Source organism: Streptomyces sp. NPDC059994 (assembly GCF_042737755.1).
Taxonomy (GTDB): Bacteria; Actinomycetota; Actinomycetes; order Streptomycetales; family Streptomycetaceae; genus Streptomyces.
The window spans coordinates 26,467-48,584 of sequence record NZ_JBHWUR010000043.1 but is presented as its reverse complement, the minus strand read 5'-3'; the positions used below and the strand labels follow the sequence as shown (position 1 = coordinate 48,584).

The 22,118-nt window shown below is 71.7% G+C and carries 22 protein-coding genes; 10 read left to right on the top strand and 12 right to left on the bottom strand.

Features of this window, described 5'->3' with window-relative positions:
* Positions 1-37: 37 nt before the first annotated feature.
* Both ACFWA7_RS21755 and miaB read right to left on the bottom strand, forming a co-directional pair.
* Positions 38-760, bottom strand: coding sequence for a class III extradiol dioxygenase subunit B-like domain-containing protein (locus ACFWA7_RS21755; RefSeq protein ID WP_385824633.1), 723 nt, complete (start codon positions 758-760; stop codon positions 38-40).
* Positions 761-998: 238 nt separating this feature from the next.
* Positions 999-2,495, bottom strand: coding sequence for a tRNA (N6-isopentenyl adenosine(37)-C2)-methylthiotransferase MiaB (miaB, locus tag ACFWA7_RS21750; protein WP_385824631.1), 1,497 nt, complete (start codon positions 2,493-2,495; stop codon positions 999-1,001).
* 98 nt (positions 2,496-2,593) lie between these two features.
* On the opposite strand from miaB, the gene ACFWA7_RS21745 reads away from it, so the two are divergent.
* A complete protein-coding gene (locus ACFWA7_RS21745; RefSeq protein WP_385824629.1) occupies positions 2,594-3,589 on the top strand; it encodes a TAXI family TRAP transporter solute-binding subunit in 996 nt (331 codons plus the stop codon).
* A 63-nt stretch (positions 3,590-3,652) separates the two neighbouring features.
* Here ACFWA7_RS21745 and ACFWA7_RS21740 read toward each other — a convergent pair whose 3' ends face one another.
* The gene (locus ACFWA7_RS21740; protein WP_385540026.1) at positions 3,653-5,053 is read right to left on the bottom strand and encodes a sensor histidine kinase; all 1,401 of its coding nucleotides are present in this window, start codon (positions 5,051-5,053) and stop codon (positions 3,653-3,655) included.
* 15 nt (positions 5,054-5,068) lie between these two features.
* Complete coding sequence (locus ACFWA7_RS21735; RefSeq protein WP_371655082.1) at positions 5,069-5,773, bottom strand: response regulator transcription factor; 705 nt, start codon at positions 5,771-5,773, stop codon at positions 5,069-5,071.
* 253 nt (positions 5,774-6,026) lie between these two features.
* On the opposite strand from ACFWA7_RS21735, the gene ACFWA7_RS21730 reads away from it, so the two are divergent.
* From ACFWA7_RS21730 to ACFWA7_RS21695, 8 genes are all read left to right on the top strand, one after another.
* Positions 6,027-6,812, top strand: coding sequence for an amino acid ABC transporter ATP-binding protein (locus ACFWA7_RS21730; RefSeq protein ID WP_385540028.1), 786 nt, complete (start codon positions 6,027-6,029; stop codon positions 6,810-6,812).
* A gap of 111 nt (positions 6,813-6,923) precedes the next feature.
* Positions 6,924-7,844 carry a glutamate ABC transporter substrate-binding protein gene (locus ACFWA7_RS21725; RefSeq protein ID WP_385540029.1) on the top strand — a complete coding sequence of 307 codons (921 nt, stop codon included), beginning with the start codon at positions 6,924-6,926 and terminating at the stop codon, positions 7,842-7,844.
* 143 nt (positions 7,845-7,987) lie between these two features.
* Positions 7,988-8,635: an amino acid ABC transporter permease gene (locus tag ACFWA7_RS21720; RefSeq protein ID WP_385540031.1), complete on the top strand. Its 648-nt coding sequence runs from the start codon at positions 7,988-7,990 to the stop codon at positions 8,633-8,635.
* Complete coding sequence (locus tag ACFWA7_RS21715) at positions 8,632-9,546, top strand: amino acid ABC transporter permease (RefSeq protein ID WP_385540033.1); 915 nt, start codon at positions 8,632-8,634, stop codon at positions 9,544-9,546. The genes ACFWA7_RS21720 and ACFWA7_RS21715 overlap by 4 nt, the downstream gene beginning before the upstream one ends.
* A gap of 143 nt (positions 9,547-9,689) precedes the next feature.
* Positions 9,690-11,294, top strand: a complete 1,605-nt coding sequence (locus ACFWA7_RS21710; RefSeq protein ID WP_385540035.1) for an FAD-dependent monooxygenase — start codon at positions 9,690-9,692, stop codon at positions 11,292-11,294.
* Positions 11,295-11,326: 32 nt separating this feature from the next.
* Positions 11,327-11,413 carry a putative leader peptide gene (locus tag ACFWA7_RS21705; protein ID WP_311605579.1) on the top strand — a complete coding sequence of 29 codons (87 nt, stop codon included), beginning with the start codon at positions 11,327-11,329 and terminating at the stop codon, positions 11,411-11,413.
* A gap of 127 nt (positions 11,414-11,540) precedes the next feature.
* A complete protein-coding gene (locus ACFWA7_RS21700) occupies positions 11,541-12,056 on the top strand; it encodes a cysteine dioxygenase (protein ID WP_385540074.1) in 516 nt (171 codons plus the stop codon).
* Complete coding sequence (locus ACFWA7_RS21695) at positions 12,047-12,454, top strand: rhodanese-like domain-containing protein (protein ID WP_385540076.1); 408 nt, start codon at positions 12,047-12,049, stop codon at positions 12,452-12,454. Before ACFWA7_RS21700 ends, ACFWA7_RS21695 begins: the two co-directional genes overlap by 10 nt.
* Positions 12,455-12,635: 181 nt before the next feature.
* Here ACFWA7_RS21695 and ACFWA7_RS21690 read toward each other — a convergent pair whose 3' ends face one another.
* From ACFWA7_RS21690 to ACFWA7_RS21665, 6 genes are all read right to left on the bottom strand, one after another.
* Positions 12,636-15,227: an FtsX-like permease family protein gene (locus ACFWA7_RS21690; protein ID WP_385824627.1), complete on the bottom strand. Its 2,592-nt coding sequence runs from the start codon at positions 15,225-15,227 to the stop codon at positions 12,636-12,638.
* Positions 15,224-15,826, bottom strand: coding sequence for a helix-turn-helix domain-containing protein (locus ACFWA7_RS21685; protein ID WP_385540036.1), 603 nt, complete (start codon positions 15,824-15,826; stop codon positions 15,224-15,226). The genes ACFWA7_RS21690 and ACFWA7_RS21685 overlap by 4 nt, the downstream gene beginning before the upstream one ends.
* A 291-nt stretch (positions 15,827-16,117) precedes the next feature.
* Positions 16,118-16,774 carry a recombination regulator RecX gene (gene recX, locus ACFWA7_RS21680; RefSeq protein ID WP_385540038.1) on the bottom strand — a complete coding sequence of 219 codons (657 nt, stop codon included), beginning with the start codon at positions 16,772-16,774 and terminating at the stop codon, positions 16,118-16,120.
* A 3-nt stretch (positions 16,775-16,777) separates the two neighbouring features.
* On the bottom strand, positions 16,778-17,899 hold the full coding sequence (recA, locus tag ACFWA7_RS21675) for a recombinase RecA (protein WP_385540040.1): 1,122 nt from the start codon (positions 17,897-17,899) through the stop codon (positions 16,778-16,780).
* A 230-nt stretch (positions 17,900-18,129) separates the two neighbouring features.
* A complete protein-coding gene (locus ACFWA7_RS21670) occupies positions 18,130-19,281 on the bottom strand; it encodes an AI-2E family transporter (protein WP_385540078.1) in 1,152 nt (383 codons plus the stop codon).
* A gap of 332 nt (positions 19,282-19,613) precedes the next feature.
* Entirely contained in the window at positions 19,614-19,808 is a 195-nt protein-coding gene (locus ACFWA7_RS21665; protein WP_385540042.1) for a DUF3046 domain-containing protein, read from the bottom strand.
* Positions 19,809-19,887: 79 nt separating this feature from the next.
* On the opposite strand from ACFWA7_RS21665, the gene ACFWA7_RS21660 reads away from it, so the two are divergent.
* Complete coding sequence (locus ACFWA7_RS21660; protein WP_385540043.1) at positions 19,888-20,829, top strand: hypothetical protein; 942 nt, start codon at positions 19,888-19,890, stop codon at positions 20,827-20,829.
* A gap of 158 nt (positions 20,830-20,987) precedes the next feature.
* On the opposite strand, the gene ACFWA7_RS21655 is transcribed toward ACFWA7_RS21660, so the two are convergent.
* Both ACFWA7_RS21655 and ACFWA7_RS21650 read right to left on the bottom strand, forming a co-directional pair.
* Positions 20,988-21,296, bottom strand: a complete 309-nt coding sequence (locus ACFWA7_RS21655) for an AzlD domain-containing protein (RefSeq protein WP_385824625.1) — start codon at positions 21,294-21,296, stop codon at positions 20,988-20,990.
* On the bottom strand, positions 21,293-22,051 hold the full coding sequence (locus ACFWA7_RS21650) for an AzlC family ABC transporter permease (RefSeq protein ID WP_385824637.1): 759 nt from the start codon (positions 22,049-22,051) through the stop codon (positions 21,293-21,295). Before ACFWA7_RS21650 ends, ACFWA7_RS21655 begins: the two co-directional genes overlap by 4 nt.
* Between the last annotated feature and the right edge of the window lie 67 nt (positions 22,052-22,118).

The following is a 22,118-nucleotide window of genomic DNA, read 5'->3' as shown; positions in this document are numbered from 1 at the left end:
CGCTCCGCAGGCGGCCCGGGCCGGGATCCGGCGTCGCTCAGGACCAGACGGCGACGAAGTACCCCACGCCGTACGGCGCGTCCTCGTACAGCAGCCGACCCGCCAGGCCCGCCCCCTCGGCAGCGCCCGCCAGCACCTGCCAGGGTGCCCGGCCGGCCGCCTTGAGTTCGTACGCGAGCTCCGCGTCCAGCTCCAGCAACGCGCGCGTGTCGGCGGCGCCCAGCGCGCTCGCCACGCCCTCGTCGAAGACGGTGGCGCGCTCGTCGAGGTAGCCGGGGGACTTGAGGGTGCGGCAGGCGCTGCCGTCGCCCATCACCAGGAGAGCGACGCGGTCGGCCCTGGCGCCCAGGCCCCGCCCCGCGTCGGCGCAGCGTGCGGCCTCCAGCGGCTCGCCCACTCCCAGCCCCTCGACCGGGGCGTCCGACCAGCCGGACCGTTCCAGCAGCCACGCGCCGACGGCGAGCGAGGGCGGCAGCTCTCGCTCCTCGCGCGCGTCACCGTCGGCCGGCGCCGGGCCGAGCCGTACGCGAAGGTCCACGCCGAAGCCCGCGAAGGACCCGGGCGCGCCCTGGGGGTGCGGGCCGCGCGCCGTCTGGTCGGCGGGGCCGACCACGACGAGCAGATCGGGCCGGGAGGCGGCCAGCAGCCCCACGGCGTCGGCGCAGGCGTCCCGCGCGGCATCGAGCTCCGGCGCGGCGCCGGAGGCGACCGCGGGCACCAGTAGCGGCGGACAGGGGCAGACGGCGGCGGCTACGAGCATGATCCGCAGCGTAGTGGGTGCGCCCGGCTTCGGCCCGGCACGGGCGCCACGAACCGGCCACGCGCGCGTGAGCGGAGCGAAGGCGATCCGGGCGGCGGCGCGCTTGGCGATGAACCGGCCACGCGCGCGTGAGCTGAGCCCGTACGGGCAATCCACCCGCGTTGTGAGCCGGAACCCGCCACGCGCGCGTCGACGGGCCACCCGCGAGTGGCTTCGTCCACGCACGCGTGGAGGGACTTCAGACGACGCTGCATCCGCCCGTCGCGGCCGGCAGCGGCTCGGGGACGCCGATCTTCGGCAGGCCGAGCAGCACCCCGGCGGGCTGTGCCGGGGCCGCGTTGCGCTTCTCCCAGGCGTCGCCCGCGCGGGTGCGGCGCACGGCGCTCGTCGGGCCCTCGGCCAGCAGGTGGTGCGGGGCGGCGTAGGTGATCTCGACGGTCACCACGTCGCCGGGGCGCACGTCCTGCTCCGGCTTGGTGAAGTGCACCAGGCGGTTGTCGGGGGCGCGGCCGGAGAGCCGGTGCGTGCTGCCGTCCTTGCGGCCCTCGCCCTCGGCGACCATGACCTCCAAGGTACGGCCGACCTGCTTCTTGTTCTCCTCCCAGGAGATCTCCTCCTGGAGGGCCACCAGACGCTCGTAGCGCGCCTGCACGACCTTCTTGGGGATCTGTCCCTCCATGGTCGCGGCGGGGGTGCCGGGGCGCTTGGAGTACTGGAAGGTGAAGGCGTTCGCGAAGCGGGCCTCGCGGACCGCGTGCATGGTCTGCTCGAAGTCCTCCTCGGTCTCGCCCGGGAAGCCCACGATGATGTCGGTGGAGATGGCCGCGTGCGGAATGGCGGCGCGGACCTTCTCGATGATCCCGAGGAAACGCTCCTGCCGGTACGAGCGGCGCATCGCCTTCAGGACGGTGTCCGAGCCGGACTGCATCGGCATGTGGAGCTGCGGCATCACGTTCGGGGTCTCGGCCATCGCCGCGATCACGTCGTCCGTGAAGTCGCGCGGGTGCGGCGAGGTGAAGCGGACCCGCTCCAGGCCCTCGATCTTGCCGCAGGCGCGCAGCAGCTTGGAGAAGGCCTCGCGGTCCCCGATGTCCGAGCCGTACGCGTTGACGTTCTGGCCGAGCAGGGTGATCTCGGAGACACCCTCGGCGACCAGCGCCTCGACCTCGGCGAGGATGTCGCCGGGGCGGCGGTCCTTCTCCTTGCCGCGCAGCGCGGGGACGATGCAGAAGGTGCAGGTGTTGTTGCAGCCGACCGAGATGGAGACCCAGGCCGCGTAGGCGGACTCGCGCCGGGTCGGCAGCGTCGAGGGGAACGCCTCCAGCGACTCGGCGATCTCGACCTGCGCCTCTTCCTGGATGCGGGCGCGCTCAAGGAGCACCGGCAGCTTGCCGATGTTGTGCGTGCCGAAGACGACGTCCACCCAGGGCGCCCGCTGGACGATGGTGTCGCGGTCCTTCTGGGCCAGACAGCCGCCGACGGCGATCTGCATCCCGGGCCGCTTCGTCTTCATCGGGGCGAGGCGGCCGAGATTGCCGTACAGCTTGTTGTCGGCGTTCTCGCGCACCGCGCAGGTGTTGAAGACGACGACGTCGGCGTCACCGTCGCTGCCCTCGGGCGCGCGTACGTAGCCCGCGCCCTCCAGGAGGCCGGACAGCCGCTCGGAGTCGTGCACGTTCATCTGGCACCCGTAGGTGCGCACCTCGTACGTTTTCAAACCCTCTACCTCGCTCATCTCGTACACCAGGGTACGAGGTCGTACCGGCACGCCGCCCCGCCTTCCCCCGACCCCGGGCCTGGCCATCACGGGGAGTGAGCTGGCAGGATCGCGCCATGCTCCAGGCCCTCCCCCGTGTCAGCCGCCGTCGTGCCCTCCAGGGGGCGGTCGCGGCGCTGGTGGTGTTCGGGCTGCTGCTGTGGTGGCTGCCGCCGCTGGGGGCCTCGCGGCCGTCGGGGACGATCACGTTCAGTACGGGTGTGCGGACCGGGGTGTACCAGCGGTACGGCGAGCTGCTGGAGCGGGCGCTGGCCGACGATCTGCCCGAGGTGGACGTCCGGCTCCAGACCAGCGAGGGCTCGCAGCAGAACCTGAAGCGGGTGGCCACCGGGCAGGCCGACTTCACCATCGCGACCGCCGACGCGGTGGCCAAATACCTCCGCGACGACTCCGTCGGGGCCGACCGCCTGCGCGGCTGCGCCCGCCTCTACGACGACTACGTCCAGCTCGTCGTGCCCCGCGACTCGTCGGTGCGTACGACGGCGGACCTGCGCTCCAAGCGCGTCGGCATAGGCCAGCCCGGGTCGGGGGTGCGGCTGCTCGCGGAGCGGCTGATGACCGCCGCCAAGCTGGATCCGGCGCATGACATCACTCCGGTGTCGGCGGGCATCGACACCATGCCGGAGCTGCTGCGGACCGGGAAGATCGACGCGTTCTTCTGGTCGGGCGGGCTGCCCACCACAGCGGTGCTGCGGCTGTCCGAGCAGGACCAGATCCGCCTGGTGCCGCTGGGCGACCTGGTCACCGCGCTGCACCGAGAGGACGGGCTCACCGGTTTCTACCGGGCGGCGACCATGCCCGCCGACGCCTATCCGCAGGCGCAGCGGGGCGTCGCCGTACCGACGATCGCGGTGGCGAACCTGCTGGTCACCACGGACCGTACGGACCGGGGCCTGACCGAGGAGTTCACCCATACCGTGATCCGCAGCCGGGACGCCATCGGCCGCGAGGTGCACGCCGCGCAGCTGGTGGATCTGCGCACCGCGATCTACACGGAGCCGCTGCCGCTGCACGACGGCGCGCGCCGCTACTACCTCTCGACCAAGCCCTGACCGGGGGCACCGGCAGCCGGCCGACCCGCCTCAGCCGGGCTCTCCCGGGGCCGTAAGAACCCCTCAGCCCGTCGGCGAGGTGCGCGGCACCCTGAGCGTCACCCGCAGGCCGTGCGGCTCGTGGTGGGCGTATGTGATGGTGCCGTCGCCCGCAGCGAGCAGGATCCGCGAGATGGACAGGCCCAGGCCCGATCCCTTGATGTTCTGGTGCCGGCCCGAGCGCCAGAACCGGTCCCCGATCCGGCTCAGTTCGTCGTCGGTCAGGCCGGGTCCGCGATCGGTGACGGTGATCTTCGAGTAATCGCCGTCAGCGGCGACGGCGACCGTGACCTCCTCACCCTCCGGAGTGAACTTCAGTGCGTTGTCGATGACGGCGTCCAGGGCGCTGGAGAGCGCCACGGGGTCCACCCAGGCGGTGACGGCGGCCCGCTGCTCGGTGAGCCGCACGCCCTTGTCCTCGGCGAGCGGGCGCCAGGCCTCCACCCGCTCGCCCGCCAGCGCGCCGATGTCGGTGAGATGGAGGTCCGCCTCGGCGTGCTCGGCCAGCGCCAGGCCCAGCAGGTCGTCGAGCACCTGGGCCAGGCGCTTGCCCTCGGCGCGCACCGAGGCGATCTCCTCGTTCCCTTCGGGCAGTTCGAGCGCGAGGAGTTCGATGCGCAACAGCAGGGCGGAGAGCGGGTTGCGCAACTGGTGGGAGGCATCGGCGACGAAGGCGCGCTGCTGGTCCAGCACGTCCTCGACGTTGTCCGCCATCTCGTTGAACGACCGGGCCAGCCTTCTTAGTTCCGGGGGTCCGCCGGCGACCGCGACGCGTGACTTCATGCGCCCGGTCGCTATGTCGTGGGTGGCCGCGTCCAGGACGCGTACGGGCCGCAGCACCCAGCTGGTGAGCCGGAAGGCCGCACCGACCGCGAGCAGCATCGCCGCCACCTCGCCCGCCGCGATCAGCAGCCAGCCGCGCAGTGCCCGCGACCGCATGTGCCCGGTGGGCGAGTCGGTGACCACCACGGCGATCACATCGCCCTCGCGCACCACCGGGGAGGCCACCACGAGCCGTCCGCGCTGCCAGGGCCAGACCTGGGGCGGATCGTGGCTCCTGCGGCCCGCCAGCGCCTCCTGGAAGGCGTCACCGCCCTTGCTGTCGTCGGGCACGGCCCAGCCCCTGGGGGCGCTCGCCATGGCGACGCCGTTGCGGAAGAAGACGCCCGCGCGGATCCCGTACAGCTCGTGGTAGCGGGCGAGTTCCTCCTCCAGGGTGGCCAGGCGCTCTTTGCTGCTGGTGTCCTTGTCGTCGGCGGCGGTGACGAACTGGGCGAGCGCCGCGAAGCGCGCGGTGTCGTCGATGCGGTCGACGACGACCTTCTGCTGCTGGGCGGAGGCGACGCTGATCGCGAGCGGGAAGCCCAGCGCCATCAGGACGAGGGCGAGCAGGAAGATCAGCAGCGGCAGGAGTCGCGTACGCACCGGGTGTGTCGGGCCTTACAGCGCGGCCGGGGCGACGAGCCGGTAGCCGACGCCGCGCACGGTCTCGATCAGGGCCGGCATCCGCAGCTTGGAGCGCAGGGACGCGACGTGCACTTCGAGAGTGCGCCCCGTGCCCTCCCAACTGGTACGCCACACCTCGCTGATGATCTGCTCGCGCCGGAAGACCACCCCGGGCCGCTGGGCGAGCAGCGCGAGCAGGTCGAACTCCTTGCGGGTGAGCTGGACGCACTCGCCGTCGACGCTGACCCTGCGGGTGGGCAGCTCGATCTGGACGCGCCCCAGTCGCAGGGCGACCGCCGGGATCGCGCCGCTGTCCTCGCCCGTGGTGGTGCGGCGGCTGACCGCGTGGATGCGCGCCAGCAGTTCGCCGGTGTCGTAGGGCTTGACCACGTAGTCGTCGGCGCCGAGGTTCAGGCCGTGGATGCGCGAGCGCACGTCCGCGCGCGCGGTGACCATGATCACCGGGATGGCGGTGCGCTTGCGGATCTTCCCGCAGACCTCGTAGCCGTCCTGGTCGGGCAGTCCGAGGTCGAGCAGGACGACTCCGAAGGGCTCCTTCGGGGCGCGGTCGTCGGGCAGCAGCGCCCGCAGCGCCTCCTCGCCGTTGCGCGCGTGCACCACGGCGAAGCCGTGCTTGGCGAGCACGGCGGACAGGGCCGCGGCGACATGGTCGTCGTCCTCGACGAGCAGCAGTCTCATCGTCCCCCCATCCGTAGTCGTCGCCAGGCATGTACTCCCGCATCCACGCCCATGCCGACGGTGTGCGTCAAGAGGGCACGCACCGGAGCGCGGCTTCCGTTACGCAGCCGGTATTGCACTGCGCGCCCCCTTAACGGAGAGTGCCACTCCGCTACCGGATCGTGATGCTCAATTTCCGCTCAGATGTAATGACGCTGGTCGTAGCGGCGCACTACGTTCCTCCCCAACCGAGGAAGAGCGGAGCTGGAAGCCGATGAGCGGAGTATCAGTGACCAAGGACGCCGAGGACGCGGCACCCGCGTCGGGCGACCTGGTCGTGCTGAACAACGTCAACAAGCACTTCGGCGCGCTGCACGTGCTCCAGGACATCGATCTGACGATCGCGCGCGGCGAGGTCGTGGTCGTGATCGGACCGTCGGGGTCCGGAAAGTCCACGCTGTGCCGCACCATCAACCGCCTGGAGACGATCGACTCCGGGGCGATAACGATCGACGGGAAGCCGCTGCCGCAGGAGGGCCGCGAACTGGCCCGGCTCCGCGCCGACGTCGGCATGGTCTTCCAGTCGTTCAACCTCTTCGCGCACAAGACCGTGCTGGAGAACGTCATGCTGGGCCAGACCAAGGTCCGCAGGACGGAGAAGAAGCAGGCCGAGGAGAAGGGCCGCGCCCTGCTCGACCGGGTGGGCGTGGGCACCCAGGCCGACAAGTACCCCGCGCAGCTGTCCGGCGGACAGCAGCAACGCGTCGCCATCGCACGCGCGTTGGCGATGGACCCGAAGGTCATGCTCTTCGACGAGCCCACCTCGGCGCTCGACCCGGAGATGATCAACGAGGTCCTGGAAGTCATGCAGCAGCTGGCGCGCGACGGCATGACCATGATCGTCGTCACCCATGAGATGGGCTTCGCCCGCTCCGCCGCCAACCGCGTCGTCTTCATGGCCGACGGAAAGATCGTCGAAGAGGCCACGCCCGACCAGTTCTTCAGCAACCCGCGCAGCGACCGGGCCAAGGACTTCCTGTCGAAGATCCTTCACCACTGAGGCTCCCCCGCGGACCCGGAGCGGCTGCCCGAGTGCGGCTCCTCCCCCACCGGCGCCACCGGCCGGCGGCCCCCACATCTGAGCGATTCAAGCGATACGAGGGATGTTCACATGAAGCTCCGCCAGTCCGCCGCCTTCGCGGCGATCGCTGTGCTCGCGCTGACCGCGACCGCCTGCGGCGGCAAGTCCGGTTCCGCGGGCGACAAGCAGGCCGCCAAGCCCGGCCAGTCGGGCGCCCCGCAGCTGCCCACGTACACCGTCGCCAAGGACGTCACCCTCGACTCCCCCGCCTTCAAGGCCGCCAAGGCCCGCGGCAAGCTGGTCATCGGCTCCAAGGCCGACCAGCCCTACCTCGGCTTCGAGGACCAGTCGACCAAGGTGCGCTCCGGCTTCGACGTCGAGATCGCCAAGATGATCGCCGCCGACCTGGGCTTCACCGACCAGCAGATCCAGTGGAAGACCGTCGACTCCGGCATCCGTGAGACCGCGATCTCCAAGGGCCAGGTCGACTACTACGTAGGCACCTACACGATCAACGACAAGCGCAAGAAGCTGGTCGGCTTCGCGGGCCCGTACTACAAGGCCGGCGCCGACCTGCTGGTCCGCAAGGACGAGACCGCGATCACCGACAAGAACACGGTCAAGGGCAAGAAGGTCTGCTCGATCGTCGGCTCCACCCCGCTCCAGGAGATCAAGAAGCCGGAGTACGGCGCGAAGGTCGTCGAGCTCGCCAAGTACTCCGACTGCGTGCAGCAGCTGCTGACCAAGCAGGTCGACGCGGTCACCACCGACGACTCGATCCTCAAGGGCTACGCGGCCGCCAACCCCGGCAAGCTCAAGGTCACCGGTCACCCGTTCACGCAGGAGCCGTACGGCGTCGGCATGAGCAAGGACGACAAGGCGCTGCGCGACTTCGTCAACGACTCGATCGAGAAGCACGTCAAGGACGGCACCTACAAGAAGATCTACGAGGCGACCCTCGGTCTGTCGGGCGCCAAGTACGTCGACCCGCCGGCCGTCCAGCGCTACTGATCCGGTCGCACCCCTACGGGTGTCACCGAGACGGCACGGTTGACCGCGCCGACGCCGACCCGGCCGGCTGAGCCGCCCTCCACGCGCGCGTGGAGGGCGCTCCCGGCCCTGCCCGCCCAGCCGCCCGCCGACGCGGAGACCTCATGAACGTACTGCTCGACAACTTCTCGGAATTCCGTGACGGCTTCATAGGAACCGTGGAGATCACCGCCGTCAGTTCGGTCATCGCCCTGGTCCTCGGGCTGCTGCTGGCCGGATTCCGGGTCTCGCCGGTGCCGCCGCTGCGCTTCTTCGGTACCGCCTGGGTGACGCTGCTGCGCAACACCCCGCTGACCCTGCTGTTCCTCGCCTTCTTCTTCGTCGTCCCGGAGATCTTCTTCCCCGGGATGAGCCCCTTCCTGCTCGGCTCGCTCGCCCTCGGCTTCTACACCGCCTCCTTCGTGTGCGAGACCGTCAGGTCCGGCATCAACACCGTGCCGCTGGGCCAGGCCGAGGCCGCCCGCTCGATCGGCATGTCGTTCACACAGACCCTGCGCCTGATCGTCCTGCCGCAGGCCACCCGGACCGTCATCCCGCCGCTGAGCTCGATCTTCATCGCGCTCACCAAGAACTCGGCGATCGCCGGCGCCTTCAGCGTCACCGAACTCTTCGGCTGGCAGAAGCTGATGAGCGACGAGGGCTACGACATCGTCCCCGTCTTCGTCTGGGTCGCACTGGGCTACCTGGTCGTCACCTTCTTCATCAGCGGCGCCTTCCGCCTGCTGGAGAGCCGTATGGAGGTCGCCCGATGAGCGCCAGCGTTCTCTACGACGCCCCGGGCCCCAAGGCCGTCGTACGCAACCGGATCTACGCCGTCCTCGGCTCGCTCGCCATCCTCGCGCTGCTCGCCCTGAGCATCGTGCGGCTGTCGGACAAGGGCCACCTCGCCCCCGAGATGTGGGACATCTTCAACTACTCGGGCATCCGGGAGAACATCGCCGACGGTGTCGTCGCCACCCTCAAGGCCTTCGGCCTGGCGGCGGTCGGCTCGCTGGTCCTCGGCGTGCTCCTGGCGGTCGCCCGGCTCTCCGACCACAAGCCGGTCCGCTGGGCGGCGACGGGCTTCATCGAGCTCTTCCGGTCGATCCCGCTGCTGATCACCATCTACGCCGTCTGGGTCGGATTCCTGACCGACTACTCGATGTGGGCGCTGGCGCTCGGCCTGTCGATCTACAACGGCTGCGTCCAGGCCGAGGTGCTGCGCGCGGGCGTCAACTCCGTACCCAAGGGCCAGCGCGAGGCGGCGTACGCGCTCGGCATGAGCAAGACCCAGGTCATGACCAGCGTGCTGATGCCGCAGGCGGTCCGGGCGATGCTGCCGACGATCATCAGCCAGCTGGTGGTGACCCTCAAGGACACCTCGCTCGGCTTCATCATCCTCTACCCCGAACTGCTCCAGACGGCCCGTCTGATCGCGAGCAACACCCAGGTCAACGGCCAGTACCCGTACGTGTCGACGATCGTCGTCATCGGCACCATCTACGTGGGGATGTGCATGGCGCTCTCCGGCCTCGCCACCTGGATCGAGCGGCGCGGCCGACGCGCCAAGACCGGCATCACCATGGCCGCGGCAGCGGCCCCGGTGACCGGCGCCGACCCGGTCGGTGCGGTCGTGGGAGCCGGTGCCGAAGCGCCCGACGGGCCCGGCGGTACGACAAACTGACGGTGTATGAGGCAGTGGCGCTCGCGTCACTGCCTCCGTCACTTGACGCAAGCACCCGCAGTGGGTTGCATACGTTCTGTGATCGTGCACCGGGTCCTCAGCGCCACCTGCCAGCCGTCCCGCCGGGCCCAGGGAGCCACGCCGTGGACCCGGTGATCGTCGTCGGCGCCGGTCCGGTCGGACTCGCGCTCGCCCTCTCCCTCGCCGCCCAGAAGGTGCCCTCCGTCGTCCTGGACGAGGGATCCGGCGGTGAGGAGCCCCGCCCGGTCCGTACGGCCGTCCTGCGGCCCGACACGGCCGCCTTCGCGGAACGGCTGGGCTGCGCCGCGGTACGCGACGAGGGCGCCCGCTGGGCGGGCTGGCGGGCCATGCGGCGCGGCACCCTGCAACGTCAGGTCTCCTTCGGAGACGGTCTCGACGGCGGCCCCTCACCGGTCCATCTGCCCCAGCACGCCCTCACCCTCGGCCTGCGGGAAGCCGCGGCCGTCTCCCGGCTCGTCAAGCTGGCACCCCAGAGCCGTCTGGACGCCCTGGAGCAGGACGACAGCGGCGTCTCCGCCCACACCACCGGCCCGGGCGCCGCCCGGTGGCGCGGCAGCTACCTGGTGGGCTGCGACGGCGCGCGCTCCACCGTGCGCAAACTCCTCGACGTCCGCTTCGCCGGGCGTACGGCAGTGGAGCGCCAGGCAGTCGTCGCGCTGCGCACCGAACTGCCCTGGCCCGGCGAGGCGTTGCTGCACCGGCTGCCGCCGTGGCGCACCGGCGGCGAGGAGGTGACGGCCCGCCCGCTGCTCGACGGGACCTGGCGCATCGACTGGCTGCTGCCGCCCCGCGCCGAACTCGTCACCCCGGACGCGCTGATGGGCCGGCTGCGCGACACGCTGGCCGGGTGGTGCGGCACGACCCCGTCGTACGAACTCCTGGACACCGGCGTGTACACGCTCCACCATCGCCTCGCCCGCCGCTGGCGGGTGCGCCGCGCCTTCCTCGCCGGGGACGCCGCCCATCTGCTGGGCGCGGTGGGCATCCAGGGCCTCGACGAGGGGCTGCGGGACGCCTCCAACCTGGCCTGGAAGCTGGCGCGGGCCTGGCACCACGGCGCCTCCGAGGTGCTGCTCGACAGCTATCAGACGGAGCGCCGCGCGAGTGTCGCCGCCCGGCTGCGCGCCGCCGACCAGGCGATGCCCGTGCTGCGCGGCGGCGGAGGGCTGCGCTCGTACATCCCGGGCGCCGCGCGTGGCCACGACGCGCTGCTCGCCGACGGCCACCTGGGGCACGGCCCGCTCGGCGCGCCGCCCGCCTACCCGCACTCCCCCCTCGCGCCCCCACCCGCCGAGGCGCACGCGCCGGTCGGCACGGAGGCGGGCGCACCGGTCGAGGACGTCCCCGTGACGGCTCCGGACGGATCCACGGTGGCACTGCGGGACCGGCTGGGCCGGGGACGGCTCCTGGTGGTCCTGATCGCACCCGGCACCGGCGTCTGGGACCGGCGGCACTGGCTGACCGCTGGGGTGATGCCGCGCCTGACGGCCGCGGTGAACGCCCTGCCCGCCGACGCCGAGCTGCTGGTGGCCGAGGAGTACCCGGGAGCCGCGGCCCACACCGTGCTGCTCGTACGCCCCGACGGGCACCTGGTCACCGCGTTCGGCGGGGTCTGGCCGGGCGAGCTGTACACGGCCGCCGACGCGGCGCGCGGTGGGGCCGTCGTCCACGCGCGCGTGGAGGACCGCACCGCGGACATCAATTGACCGGCACAGGCGCACATGGTGTACTCCGGAACGTGACCGACACCGATGTGCGCCTGTGGCGGAGGGTCCATATGGACCTCGTCCGCTACGCGGGCTGCGTGTGTCGCCCGTCCTGCTGATTCGCCTCTCCCTCCTCGCGCCGCCGGCCCGCTGTCCGGCGTACGCGCGCACACGCGAACTCCCCCAGGACGGTCCCACGTGTCACCTTCCGCGCATCCCCCTACGCCCGACTCCACCCGCGTCTCCCTGCCCGGGGCCGCTTCCCCCTCCGCTCCGAGCCAGGCGGACCTGCTCGACTTCGCCCGCCGTACGGCCGCCGACGCCTCGCTCGTCGCCTCCCTGCCGCTCGACCCGCAGGGCAGGACCTGGATCCGGCTGGACGGCCCCGGCGGCAGCGAGGCCTGGCTGATCGGCTGGCCGCCGGGCACCGGCACCGGCTGGCACGACCACGGCGGCTCCCACGGCGCGTTCGCGACGGCGGCCGGGACGCTCAAGGAGGACTCCCTGGCGGCCAGGCTGCCGTCCGAGGGGTGGAAAACGCTGGAACTCGCCGAGGACCTCGACCGTTCACGGAACGTGGAGGCCGGAAAGGGGCGGGCTTTCGGACCGCACCACGTGCACGAGGTGCGCAACGAGTCGACGACCGACCACACGATCTCGGTCCACGCGTACTACCCACCGCTGCCCCTGATCCGGCGCTACAGCCGTACGGGCGCGGTGCTGCGGCTGGAGCACGTCGAGCGCCCGGGGGACTGGCAGTGAGCGAACACCCGGTGGGAATCGACGAGTTGCTGGACCGGGTCCGCGAGGACCTGGACCGGGTCGAGGCGCGGGAGGCGCACGAGGCCGCGCGGGCGGGCGAGGCGCTCCTGGTCGACATCCGGTACGCGGCGCTGCGCGAGCGCGACGGCCTGATCCCCGGAGCGCTCGTCGTCGAGCGCAACGAGCTGGAGTGGCGACTCGACCCCCAGGGCAGCCACCGCGCCCCGGAGGCCACCGGCCACGACCTGCGGGTCGTGGTGATCTGCAACGAGGGCTACGCGTCGTCCCTCGCGGCCGCGTCCCTTCGCCAGTTGGGGCTGCGCCGGGCGACGGACCTGATCGGCGGATTCCAGGCGTGGCGCGCGGACGGACTGCCGGTGACGGCTCCTGCCGGGTGACGCGCGGGCGGGCTCGGCGGGCCTAGCGGGCTGACCGCGCTTGCAGGCATGAGGGCTGACAGGGCTTGCCCGATTGCGAGCGCCAGGGCTGCCGGTCAGCTGGTGTTCATCCGCTGACCGGCAGCCCTGGCCCGGACCGGTGGTGGAGGCGGCCGAGCCCGGGGGCGGCGGCCGAGGAGGGCTACTGCTTGCTGGTGGCCACCTCCACCGGGCGTACGGCGAGCGCCATCCGCCCGGGCAGGGCCGTCGCGACGAGGGCCAGCAGCCCGGCGACCCCGACGACGGTCACGTACACCGGGGGAAGGACGGCCGGGGCGGCGCTGCCCGTCATGCCCACGCTGAAGGCGGTGAGCACGGCCAGCGAGATCGCCGAGCCGAGCACCGCGGCGATCGACAGCAGCGCGACGGCTTCGAGACGGAGCATCCGCAGCACCTGGCGGCGCGTGGCACCCGCGAGCCGGAGCATCGCGAACTCCCGGAACCGCTCGGACACCGACATGGCGAGCGTGTTGACGACGGCGATGGCGGTGAAGGCGAGCACCAGCCCCATGGCCAGGTAATTGACCTCGGCGCCCGCCCGCTGCTGGTCGGCCTGGATCTTGTCGACACTCGAACGGGTGACTACGGACAGGCCGGGGAACTCCTTCACCGCGGCGACGAGTTCACTCTGCGTAACCGTGTTGGCGGCGGAGACCAGGACGGTGGAGGCGAGGGGGTTGTCCATGTGGTGGGCGAGCAGGTCGTGCGGGAGGGTGATGTCACCGAAGCCGAGCCCGCGGGCGTATACGGCGACGACGGTCAGGGTGGCGGGCGTTCCGTCGCCGAGAGTGAGCTTGAGCGGGCTGCCGGGGCGCAGCCCCAGCTGGTCGGCGGCGAGTCGGCTGACGGCGACGGCGTTCTTGTCGCGGGTGAGCGGGTCGAGGCTGCCGCGGGTCACATCCGGGTCCCAGGTGCGCGCAAGACCGTCCGGAGTGACGCCCTGGGCGGCGTACTTGTCGAGGCCGACCCGGACGGTGGTCCGGACGATCTCGGTGGTGGCGGCGACCCCGTGGGTCGTACGGATCTTCTCGGCGGCGCGGGCCGGGACACCCGGGCCCTGCGCGACGAGCACCCAGTCGGCGCGGAGGCCGTCACGGACCTGGGCGCGGGCTGCGTCACCGAGCGTCGGCTGGACGAACAGGACCGTGCAGGTCATACCGATGAGCAGGGCGAGCGGAGTGACGGCGGCGGCCATCCGAGCGGCGTTCCCGCGCAGATTGGAGGTAGCGAGCCGGCCACTGGATCCGGCGAGCCGCAGCGGCGCGGCGAGCAGTGCGGCCGCACCCTTGACCAGCAGCGGACCGAGCAGCGAGACGGAGGACGCCAGGACAACAACAGCGAGGAACGTGACGGGAGTTGAGGCGGGCTCGGTACGCAGTCCGCTCAGGACGGCGACGAGGACGACCCCGCCCGCGAGCAGGATCAGACCGGCGATGACCCGGCCCCAGGCGGGGCGAGTGCGCTCCACGGCGGACTCGGCCATGGCCTCGGCGGGACGGATCCGGGAGATCCGGCGGGCCGAGATACGGGCGGCGCCCCACGCGCCGAGCAGCGTCGCGGCGACCGCGGCAAACATCGGGAAGACGCTGACGGCTCGCTCCAGGGTTACCGGGACGGCGCCCATCGCGACGAACCGGCCGTGCAGCCAGGCCCCCAGCGGCAGTCCGGCGAGGGAGCCGAGCACCCCGGCGACCGCGCCCACGAGCAGCGCCTCGCGGCCGATCAGCCTGCGCACCTGCTGGGGAGTGGCGGCGATGGCGCGCAGCAGGGCGAGTTCACGGTGTCGCTGCTGGATGGAGAGGGCGAAGGTGCCGACGACGACCAGGACCGCGACGAGCAGCGAGGTGCCGCCGATGGCACCGCCCATGGAGACCAGCTTGGTACGGGCCCCGGCCGCGTCCAGGAACTCGACGGCGCCCCGGGCGTCGCCGGTGGAGATCCGGGCAGCGCTGCCCGGAGTGTCCCCGGCGTCCGCACCCCGACCGCCACCCGCCGCGACGGCGAGCGCCTTGCCGATGCCTGCCTTCAACTGCCCGACATCCGCACCAGGTTCGGGGACGACTCCGATGGCGGAGAGCTGTCCGGGCCGGGCGGCGAGGCGCGCGGCTTCGGCGGCGGAGAAGAAGAGGGAGGTCTGACGCTTGAGCTGACCGGAGGAGGGGGCGGCTACCCCGGTGACGGTGTACGTCTGCGGTGACTGGGTTGACTGCACCGTAAGCCGGTCGCCGGGGGTGAGGTGGGCGCGCGAGGCGAGCCCCTGGTCGATGACAACATCAGTGGCCGCTCTCGGGGCGCGTCCCTGGACAAGCGAGAAAGGAGTGAGCGGAGCGGACTCCCAGCTGTGCCCGTATGTTGCCTGGTCCGTCCCACCCGTCACCAACGGCTGGGCGAGAAAGGTGAGTTCAGGGACGGCGGACTTGACGCCGGGCACGGCACGTACGGCGGGAAGCAGTCGGTCGGGCAGCCACGCTCGTTCGGCGACGGGTTTGGCCTTGTGCTTGACCTTGGTCTTGCCCTTCTTCTCCTTGACCGTGGTCTGGTGGACGTTCTGGTCGGCGGAGACGATCAGGGGCGCGGCTGCATAGCGTTCGGTGGCTATCTTTCCGCGCAGCCCGGTCTCCAGGAGCGTCCCGCAGGCGGTGATCAACGCGGCCGCACACATGAGGGCGGTGAACGCACCCAGGAACCCGCCCCTGCGGTCCCGGATGGTCTGCAAGGCATAGCGCAACATCATGAGGATTCCTCGGGAGCGTGAACTTCGGGGGCGGAGGGGGTGGGGGCGGGGGCGGGGGCGGGGAAGGCCATCAGCCGGGTGTGCACGACCCGTGCCCCCGCCGGCGTCTCCCCCTCCGAGCGCTTGTAGCGGTTGAGGAGGGCGATGTACTCCTCGAAGAACTCGCGGAGTTCGGTGTCCGTGAGCCGGATCTCACTGCGCGAGTAGGCGAAGTCATCGGTGGTGCTCTCGCGCTGAAGTCGTTCGAAGAGCTCGGCGTCGGCCGCGTAGGCGTGGTGGTTCAGCTCGTCCATGACGAGCCGCATCTCGGGGGTCTGACGGCTGCGGGGCGGAAAGCGCCGGTCGCCGGGGACGGCCCGCCACCAGCGTTGCCGACGCGGGCTGTTGCCTTCGGTCTCCTCGACGAAGCCGTACCGGGCGAGTTCACGCAGGTGGTAACTGGTGGCGCCGGTGTTCAGGCCGAGGCCGCGCGCCAGGATCGCGGACGTGGCCGGGCCGTGGAGAGCTAGGTGCTGAAGGATCTGCTGCCGCCGCGGCTGCGCCAGCGCCTTGAGCGCGGCGAGATCCGCGATCTCGGTACCGCCGGGTTCCTGTGCCATGCGTACACATTCGCCTGTGCACAGATACCTGTGCACTGGAGCGCCCCGGCGTCCTCGGGGTGGGGATATCCCCCGCCCGGTGCGGGAGAAGCACGGTTTCCGCAGCTCAGAAGGAGTCGGTGGCGACTGGACGGAGCGGCGTGGGATCCGCGCACGACAACGCCCCCGGCCGGGTGACCGGGGGCGTGTGTGGTTCTGGCGGCGAGTTGACCGGGCTCTGGGGTGGAGATGCGGGCTTTGGCCTCGGGCTGGCGGCAGTCGGCTCTGCGGGTGCGCAAGCCCTGGGAAACCTCAGTACGTCTCGTACAAGTCGTCCGCGGTTTCGCCCTCGGCTTCCAGGGCCTGGCGGACAACTCTGAGGGCCATGCCTTCCGGGTAGCCCTTGCGGGCCAGCATGCCGGCGAGGCGGCGGATGCGGCGGTCGCGGTCCAGGCCCCGGGTGGAGCGGAGCTTGCGGGCCACCAGCTCCCGCGCGGTCTCCTCCTCCTGGTCGGAGTCGAGCTGCCCGACGGCCTCGTCGACGACCGCCGAGTCCACACCCTTGGTGCGGAGCTCGCGGGCGAGTGCCCGGCGGGCCAGGCCGCGTCCGTGGTGGCGGGATTCGACCCAGGCCCCCGCGAACGCCGCGTCGTTGATCAGTCCGACCTCTTCGAAGCGCGAGAGGACTTCCTCGGCGACCTCGTCGGGGATCTCCCGCTTCTTGAGGGCGTCGGCCAGTTGCTTGCGGGTCCGGGGGGTCCCGGTGAGCAGGCGCAGGCAGATCGCCCGCGCCCGCTCAGCCGGGTCCTGCGGCGCCGGTTCCTTCTCGCCCTTCGACGAGTCGGCACCGTCACCGCATCCCTCCGGGCCGGCCCGTCGGGAGCCGGCCCTCTTCGGGCCCGGCCGCCCGGACCGGGCCCGGTCGGGACCCGTCCCGTCCGGCTCGGCCCATTCGGTCCTGCGTGTCATGGTCTAGCTCTTGGCAGCGGCGGCCTTGGCCGTCTTGGCCTTGGTGGCCGGGGCGGGCACGGATGCCGCCTCCGCCTCCGGGGCCGCAGCGGCCGCGTCCGGGCCGGGCTCGGCCTTGGGAGCCTCGGGCCGGACGCCGACGCCCAGCTTCTCCTTGATCTTCTTCTCGATCTCGTCGGCGAGGTCGGGGTTGTCCTTCAGGAAGTTGCGGGCGTTCTCCTTGCCCTGGCCGAGCTGGTCGCCCTCGTACGTGTACCAGGCGCCGGCCTTGCGGACGAAGCCGTGCTCGACGCCCATATCGATCAGGCCGCCCTCGCGGCTGATGCCCTGGCCGTAGAGGATGTCGAACTCGGCCTGCTTGAAGGGCGGCGCGACCTTGTTCTTGACGACCTTGACGCGGGTGCGGTTGCCGACCGCGTCGGTGCCGTCCTTCAGGGTCTCGATGCGGCGGATGTCGAGGCGCACCGAGGCGTAGAACTTCAGGGCGCGGCCACCGGTCGTGGTCTCCGGCGAGCCGAACATCACACCGATCTTCTCGCGGAGCTGGTTGATGAAGATCGCGGTGGTCTTGGACTGGTTCAGCGCGCTGGTGATCTTCCGGAGCGCCTGGCTCATCAGACGGGCCTGGAGACCCACGTGCGAGTCGCCCATCTCGCCCTCGATCTCCGCGCGCGGCACCAGGGCCGCGACGGAGTCGATGACGATCAGGTCGAGGGCGCCCGAGCGCACCAGCATGTCGACGATCTCCAGAGCCTGCTCGCCGTTGTCCGGCTGGGACAGGATCAGGTTGTCGATGTCGACGCCGAGCTTCTTCGCGTACTCGGGGTCCAGGGCGTGCTCGGCGTCCACGAAGGCGACCTGGCCGCCGGCCTTCTGCGCGTTCGCCACCGCGTGCAGGGTCAGGGTCGTCTTGCCGGAGGACTCCGGTCCGTAGACCTCCACCACGCGGCCGCGCGGCAGGCCGCCTACGCCGAGCGCCACGTCGAGCGCGGTCGACCCGGTGGGGATGACCTCGATGGGCTCGTTCGGCCGCTCGCCCAGGCGCATCACCGCGCCCTTGCCGAATTGCCGTTCAATCTGTGCGAGCGCGGCGTCCAACGCCTTCTCGCGGTCGGTTCCTGCCATGGGTTCCACCCGGTTTGCTTGAGTCGATCGCTTCACGTCAAAGACGCTAACCCCTGCCACTGACAATGGGCTCCGGAGTCCCTCCCGCCTGTGGATAACCCCCACCGGAAACCCGGCGGAACCCAAGTGAACACAGGGCCCTGCTTCCATAAGAATGGATGTTCGATTTTGGTGTCAAGCGCACCACGCGGCACGGGCGAGGGTGCGGCCGGACGGTTCCGACCGTCGCCTCAGGCGCCGTCGCCGCCCGTCGGAGCGACCGGCTCCGCCGCCCGGTCCCGGCTCAGCGCACGCCGGATGCGCACCAGGGCGGAGTCTCCGACCCGCTCGCGCCTGCCGTGCACGCGCGGGTCGTCCGTCACGTCGTAGCGCTTCACATAGGCGCCCAGGAACGCCTGGAGCGTCGCCACCGCGGGGATCGCGATCAGCGCGCCGACCGCGCCCATCAGCGCGGTGCCGGCGATGACCGAGCCGAAGGCGACCGCCGGGTGGATGTCGACCGTCTTCGCGGTGAGCTTGGGCTGCAGCATGTAGTTCTCGAACTGCTGGTAGATCACCACGAACCCGAGCACCCACACCGCGTACCAGGGGTCGACGGTGAAGGCGATCAGCATCGGGAGCGCGCCCGCCAGATACGTACCGATGGTGGGGATGAACTGGGAGACCAGGCCCACCCAGACCGCGAGCACCGGCGCGTACGGCACGCCCAGGATCTGCAGCAGGACGTAGTGCGCGACGCCGGAGATGAGCGCCATCAGGCCGCGCGAGTAGAGGTAGCCGCCGGTCTTGTCGACCGCGATCTCCCAGGCGCGCAGCACTTCGGCCTGGCGGGCGGGCGGCAGCATGGAGCAGACCGTGCGCCGCAGCCGGGGCCCGTCGGCCGCGAAGTAGAACGAGAACAGGAAGATCGTCAGCACCCGGAAGAGGCCGCCCAGGACGGTGGTCGAGACGTCGAGCACACCGCTCGCGCTGTTCTGCACGTACTTCTGGAGCCAGTCCGAGTGCAGCAGGCTGTCCTGGACCTCGACGCGTGAGAGGTCGGTGTGGAACGACGCGTTGATCCAGCTGATCACCGAGTCGAGGTACTTGGGGAAGTGCTCGACCATGTCGACGATCTGGCCCGCCAGCATCGAGCCGAGCAGCACGATGAACCCGGCCGCCGCGATGATCACCGCGAAGAAGACGATGAAGGTGGCGAGGCCGCGGCGCATCCCGCGAGCCGACATCCGCCCGACGGCCGGCTCCACCGCGAGGGCGAGGAAGAACGAGATCAGAATGTTGATCAGCAGCCCGATGAGCTGGTGGAAGGCCCAGCTGCCGAGCTGGAAACAGGCGTAGAGGGCGAGCGCGAGCACCATGGCGCGCGGCAGCCACCGCGGCATGCGCACGGCGCCGCCGGTCCCGGGCACGGGCGGCGGCCCCGCGGTCCCGGCGCCCGGAGCCGCTCCGGGCGCGGCCGGGGCCTCGCCCACGGCCGCGTGCGGGATCACGCGCCCGTGGTCGCCGCCCGTCGCGGACAGGCGGCCTTCCTCGGGCAGGCGCCCGTCGCCGTCGGAACGGAGCTCGCCCTCGGAACGGACTTCGTCCCCGGGTCTGCGGTCGTTCCCGGCCGGGCGGTCGGCCAGGCGGTCTGTCTGGGTGTCGCTCTCGTCAGTCGGTGCCACGCAGCAAGTCTCGCCCATGCCTCCGACAGCGGGCTCTCAGCCCCGGATCGTCACCGCCTGTACGCGGGCACGTCCATGGCGGTGCACACGGCCCGCCAGACGTCCTTGGTCTCCCAGCCCGCGTCGAGTGCCTCGTGGACGGTACGCCCGCCGAGCTCCGCCATGACATGGTCGCGCGCGAAGGAGTCGGCGTAGGCGGCGCCGAAGTGGTCGGCCATCCGCTCCCAGAAAATCGTCAACCGCATGAGTCCAGTATCCCGCCCCTGAGAGTGCAGCCGGGGCCGTCCGGCTTGTCTGCGGCGCTTCGCGCCCTACGGTCGGACCATGGCCGGATCCGGAACATCACCCGCGACTGTCCCCACGCTCCGCACGCCGCTCGCCCGAGCCGAGCACTTCGTCTGGCTGACGGCCCGAGTGCTGGAGCAGCGGCGGTTCGCGCACCACTTCCTCGGCGGCGGCGCCGACCCAGTGGAGACCGCACTCGCCGCCTACCAGAACGACGACGGGGGCTACGGGCACGCGCTGGAGCCCGATCTGCGCGGCCCCGTCAGCCAGCCCCTGCCCACCGTGCACGCGCTGCGCGTCCTGGACTCCGTCGGCCGTGTGAGCGGTCGGCGGACGGAGCGGATCTGCGGCTATCTGACGGCGGTCTCCACGCGCGACGGCGCCCTGCCCGCGCTGCACCCGTCGGCGCGCGGCTACCCCGTGGCGCCGTTCGTGCAGATCGTCGACGACCCGCCCAGCGAACTGCTGGCCACGGGTCCGGTGGTCGGGCTGCTCCACCGCAACCAGGTGTGGCACGCCTGGCTGTTCCGGGCGACGGACTTCTGCTGGGCGGCGGTCGACGCCCTGGAGAAGTCGCACCCGTACGAGATCGAGGCGGCGATCGCCTTTCTGGACGGGGTGCCGGACCGCGCGCGGGCCGAGGCGGCGGCGGACCGGCTCGGACGGCTGGTGCGCGAGCAGCGGCTCGCGGTGCTCGATCCGGACCGGCTTGAGGACTTTCCGGTCGCTCCCGGATACGCCCCGGCCGAGCACCACTTTCCGCACGACTACGCGCGCGTGCCGGAATCGCTGGCCCGCCGCTGGTTCACGGACGAGGAGATGGCGCGCTCGCTCGACCACCTCGCGGCCGAGCAGCGGGAGGACGGCGGCTGGCCCATCCACTGGCGCGAGTGGGCGCCGGGCACGGCTCTGGAGTGGCGGCCGATCGTGACGATCGAGGCGCTGCGGACCCTGCGCGCGTACGGCCGCGCGATCGACTGACGCCGGGCGTTCCGACAGCCGGGCATCCACCTGTCCCCTACGGAGGGCGTCCGTCTTCCCTGCACGGAGGGAGGTCCGCCTCTCCCGTCCGGAGGCCGGACTGCCTTCCGGTGCTGCGGCGGGCGGATGCCCTCCGTACGGGCTGTGCGGGGCAGCTCTCAGCCGCCCAGGGCCCGCACCCCCGCCGTCACCAGTACGGCAGCGAAGACGATCACCAGGAAGGGGGCGCGCAGCATCAGGGCGACGGCTGCCGCCGCGAGGCCCGCGCCCCTGGCGTCGAGCACCAGGTGCTGCCCGCTGCTGAAGGTCTGCTGGGCGGTGAGGGCGGCCAGCAGCGCCACCGGCAGCAGCGCGGCGAGCCGGCGCACCAGTGGCCGCTCCAGGGCCCCGGCGGGGACGAGGAGGCCGAGGAGCTTGACCAGGTAGCAGCCGACGGCGGTGGCCGCGATGGCGATCCAGACGTTCAACGTCCCGCTCCCTTCCCGGAGTTCCCGTCGGCCGATACGGACTTCGCCCGGCCCTTCCTGGTGTTCTCGCGGCCCTTCGCGGCGTCCTTGCGGCCCTTCAGGAACAGCACGACGGGGGCGGCGAGCGCGGCCGTCAGGACCGGCGCTCCGGCGGGCAGTACCGGCAGAAAGCCCAGTGCGAGCAGTACCGCGAGCCCGGCGGTGATCCGTTCCGTGGCGGTGGTGAGCATCGGCGCGAGCAACGCCAGGAAGACGGCGGGGCTCGCCGCGTCCAGCCCCCACGCGTCCGTGTCGCCGATCGCCTCCGCGCCCACGGCTCCGGCCAGGGTCGTCAGGTTCCACAGCACGTAGAGCGTGAGTCCGGTGACGGTGAAGCCGATCCGCGCGGCCCGCCGGGTGGGCTGGGCGAGGGTCACGGCGGTCGTCTCGTCGATCACCCAATGGGCGGCGAACGGCCGCACCGCGCGCGGGAGTGCGAGCAGCTGCGACAGCCGCAGCCCGTAGAACGCGTTGCGTACGCCAAGGAAGAAGGCTCCGGCCGCCGCCGTGAACGGGTTGCCGCCCGCGGCGAGCGCGCCCACCAGGGCGAACTGCGAGGCCCCGGTGAAGACGAGGAGGCTGAGCGCACAGGTCTGGAGGAGTGTGAGCCCCGATCCCGCCGAGGTCACACCGAAGGCGAAGCCGGAGAGCCCGACGGCCACGCCGACGCCGAGGGCGTCCCTGACGACGGCGGAGTCCGGCTTGGCCTCGCCCACGACGGCGGAGTGCGAACCGGTGCCGGTCGCCGCGGAGCCCGGTTCGGCTTCGCCCTCCGGGCGTATT

Coding starts and splice junctions, on each gene's coding strand:
- ACFWA7_RS21715 (WP_385540033.1), top strand. CDS start 8,632: ATGAGCGCCAGCGTTCTCTACGACGCCCCGGGCCCCAAGGCCGTCGTA.
- ACFWA7_RS21735 (WP_371655082.1), bottom strand. CDS start 5,773: ATGAGACTGCTGCTCGTCGAGGACGACGACCATGTCGCCGCGGCCCTG.
- ACFWA7_RS21745 (WP_385824629.1), top strand. CDS start 2,594: ATGCTCCAGGCCCTCCCCCGTGTCAGCCGCCGTCGTGCCCTCCAGGGG.
- ACFWA7_RS21665 (WP_385540042.1), bottom strand. CDS start 19,808: ATGCGGTTGACGATTTTCTGGGAGCGGATGGCCGACCACTTCGGCGCC.
- ACFWA7_RS21660 (WP_385540043.1), top strand. CDS start 19,888: ATGGCCGGATCCGGAACATCACCCGCGACTGTCCCCACGCTCCGCACG.
- ACFWA7_RS21685 (WP_385540036.1), bottom strand. CDS start 15,826: ATGGCACAGGAACCCGGCGGTACCGAGATCGCGGATCTCGCCGCGCTC.
- ACFWA7_RS21730 (WP_385540028.1), top strand. CDS start 6,027: ATGAGCGGAGTATCAGTGACCAAGGACGCCGAGGACGCGGCACCCGCG.
- ACFWA7_RS21725 (WP_385540029.1), top strand. CDS start 6,924: ATGAAGCTCCGCCAGTCCGCCGCCTTCGCGGCGATCGCTGTGCTCGCG.
- recX (WP_385540038.1), bottom strand. CDS start 16,774: ATGACACGCAGGACCGAATGGGCCGAGCCGGACGGGACGGGTCCCGAC.
- recA (WP_385540040.1), bottom strand. CDS start 17,899: ATGGCAGGAACCGACCGCGAGAAGGCGTTGGACGCCGCGCTCGCACAG.
- ACFWA7_RS21670 (WP_385540078.1), bottom strand. CDS start 19,281: ATGCCGCGGTGGCTGCCGCGCGCCATGGTGCTCGCGCTCGCCCTCTAC.
- ACFWA7_RS21720 (WP_385540031.1), top strand. CDS start 7,988: ATGAACGTACTGCTCGACAACTTCTCGGAATTCCGTGACGGCTTCATA.
- ACFWA7_RS21690 (WP_385824627.1), bottom strand. CDS start 15,227: ATGATGTTGCGCTATGCCTTGCAGACCATCCGGGACCGCAGGGGCGGG.
- ACFWA7_RS21755 (WP_385824633.1), bottom strand. CDS start 760: ATGCTCGTAGCCGCCGCCGTCTGCCCCTGTCCGCCGCTACTGGTGCCC.
- miaB (WP_385824631.1), bottom strand. CDS start 2,495: ATGAGCGAGGTAGAGGGTTTGAAAACGTACGAGGTGCGCACCTACGGG.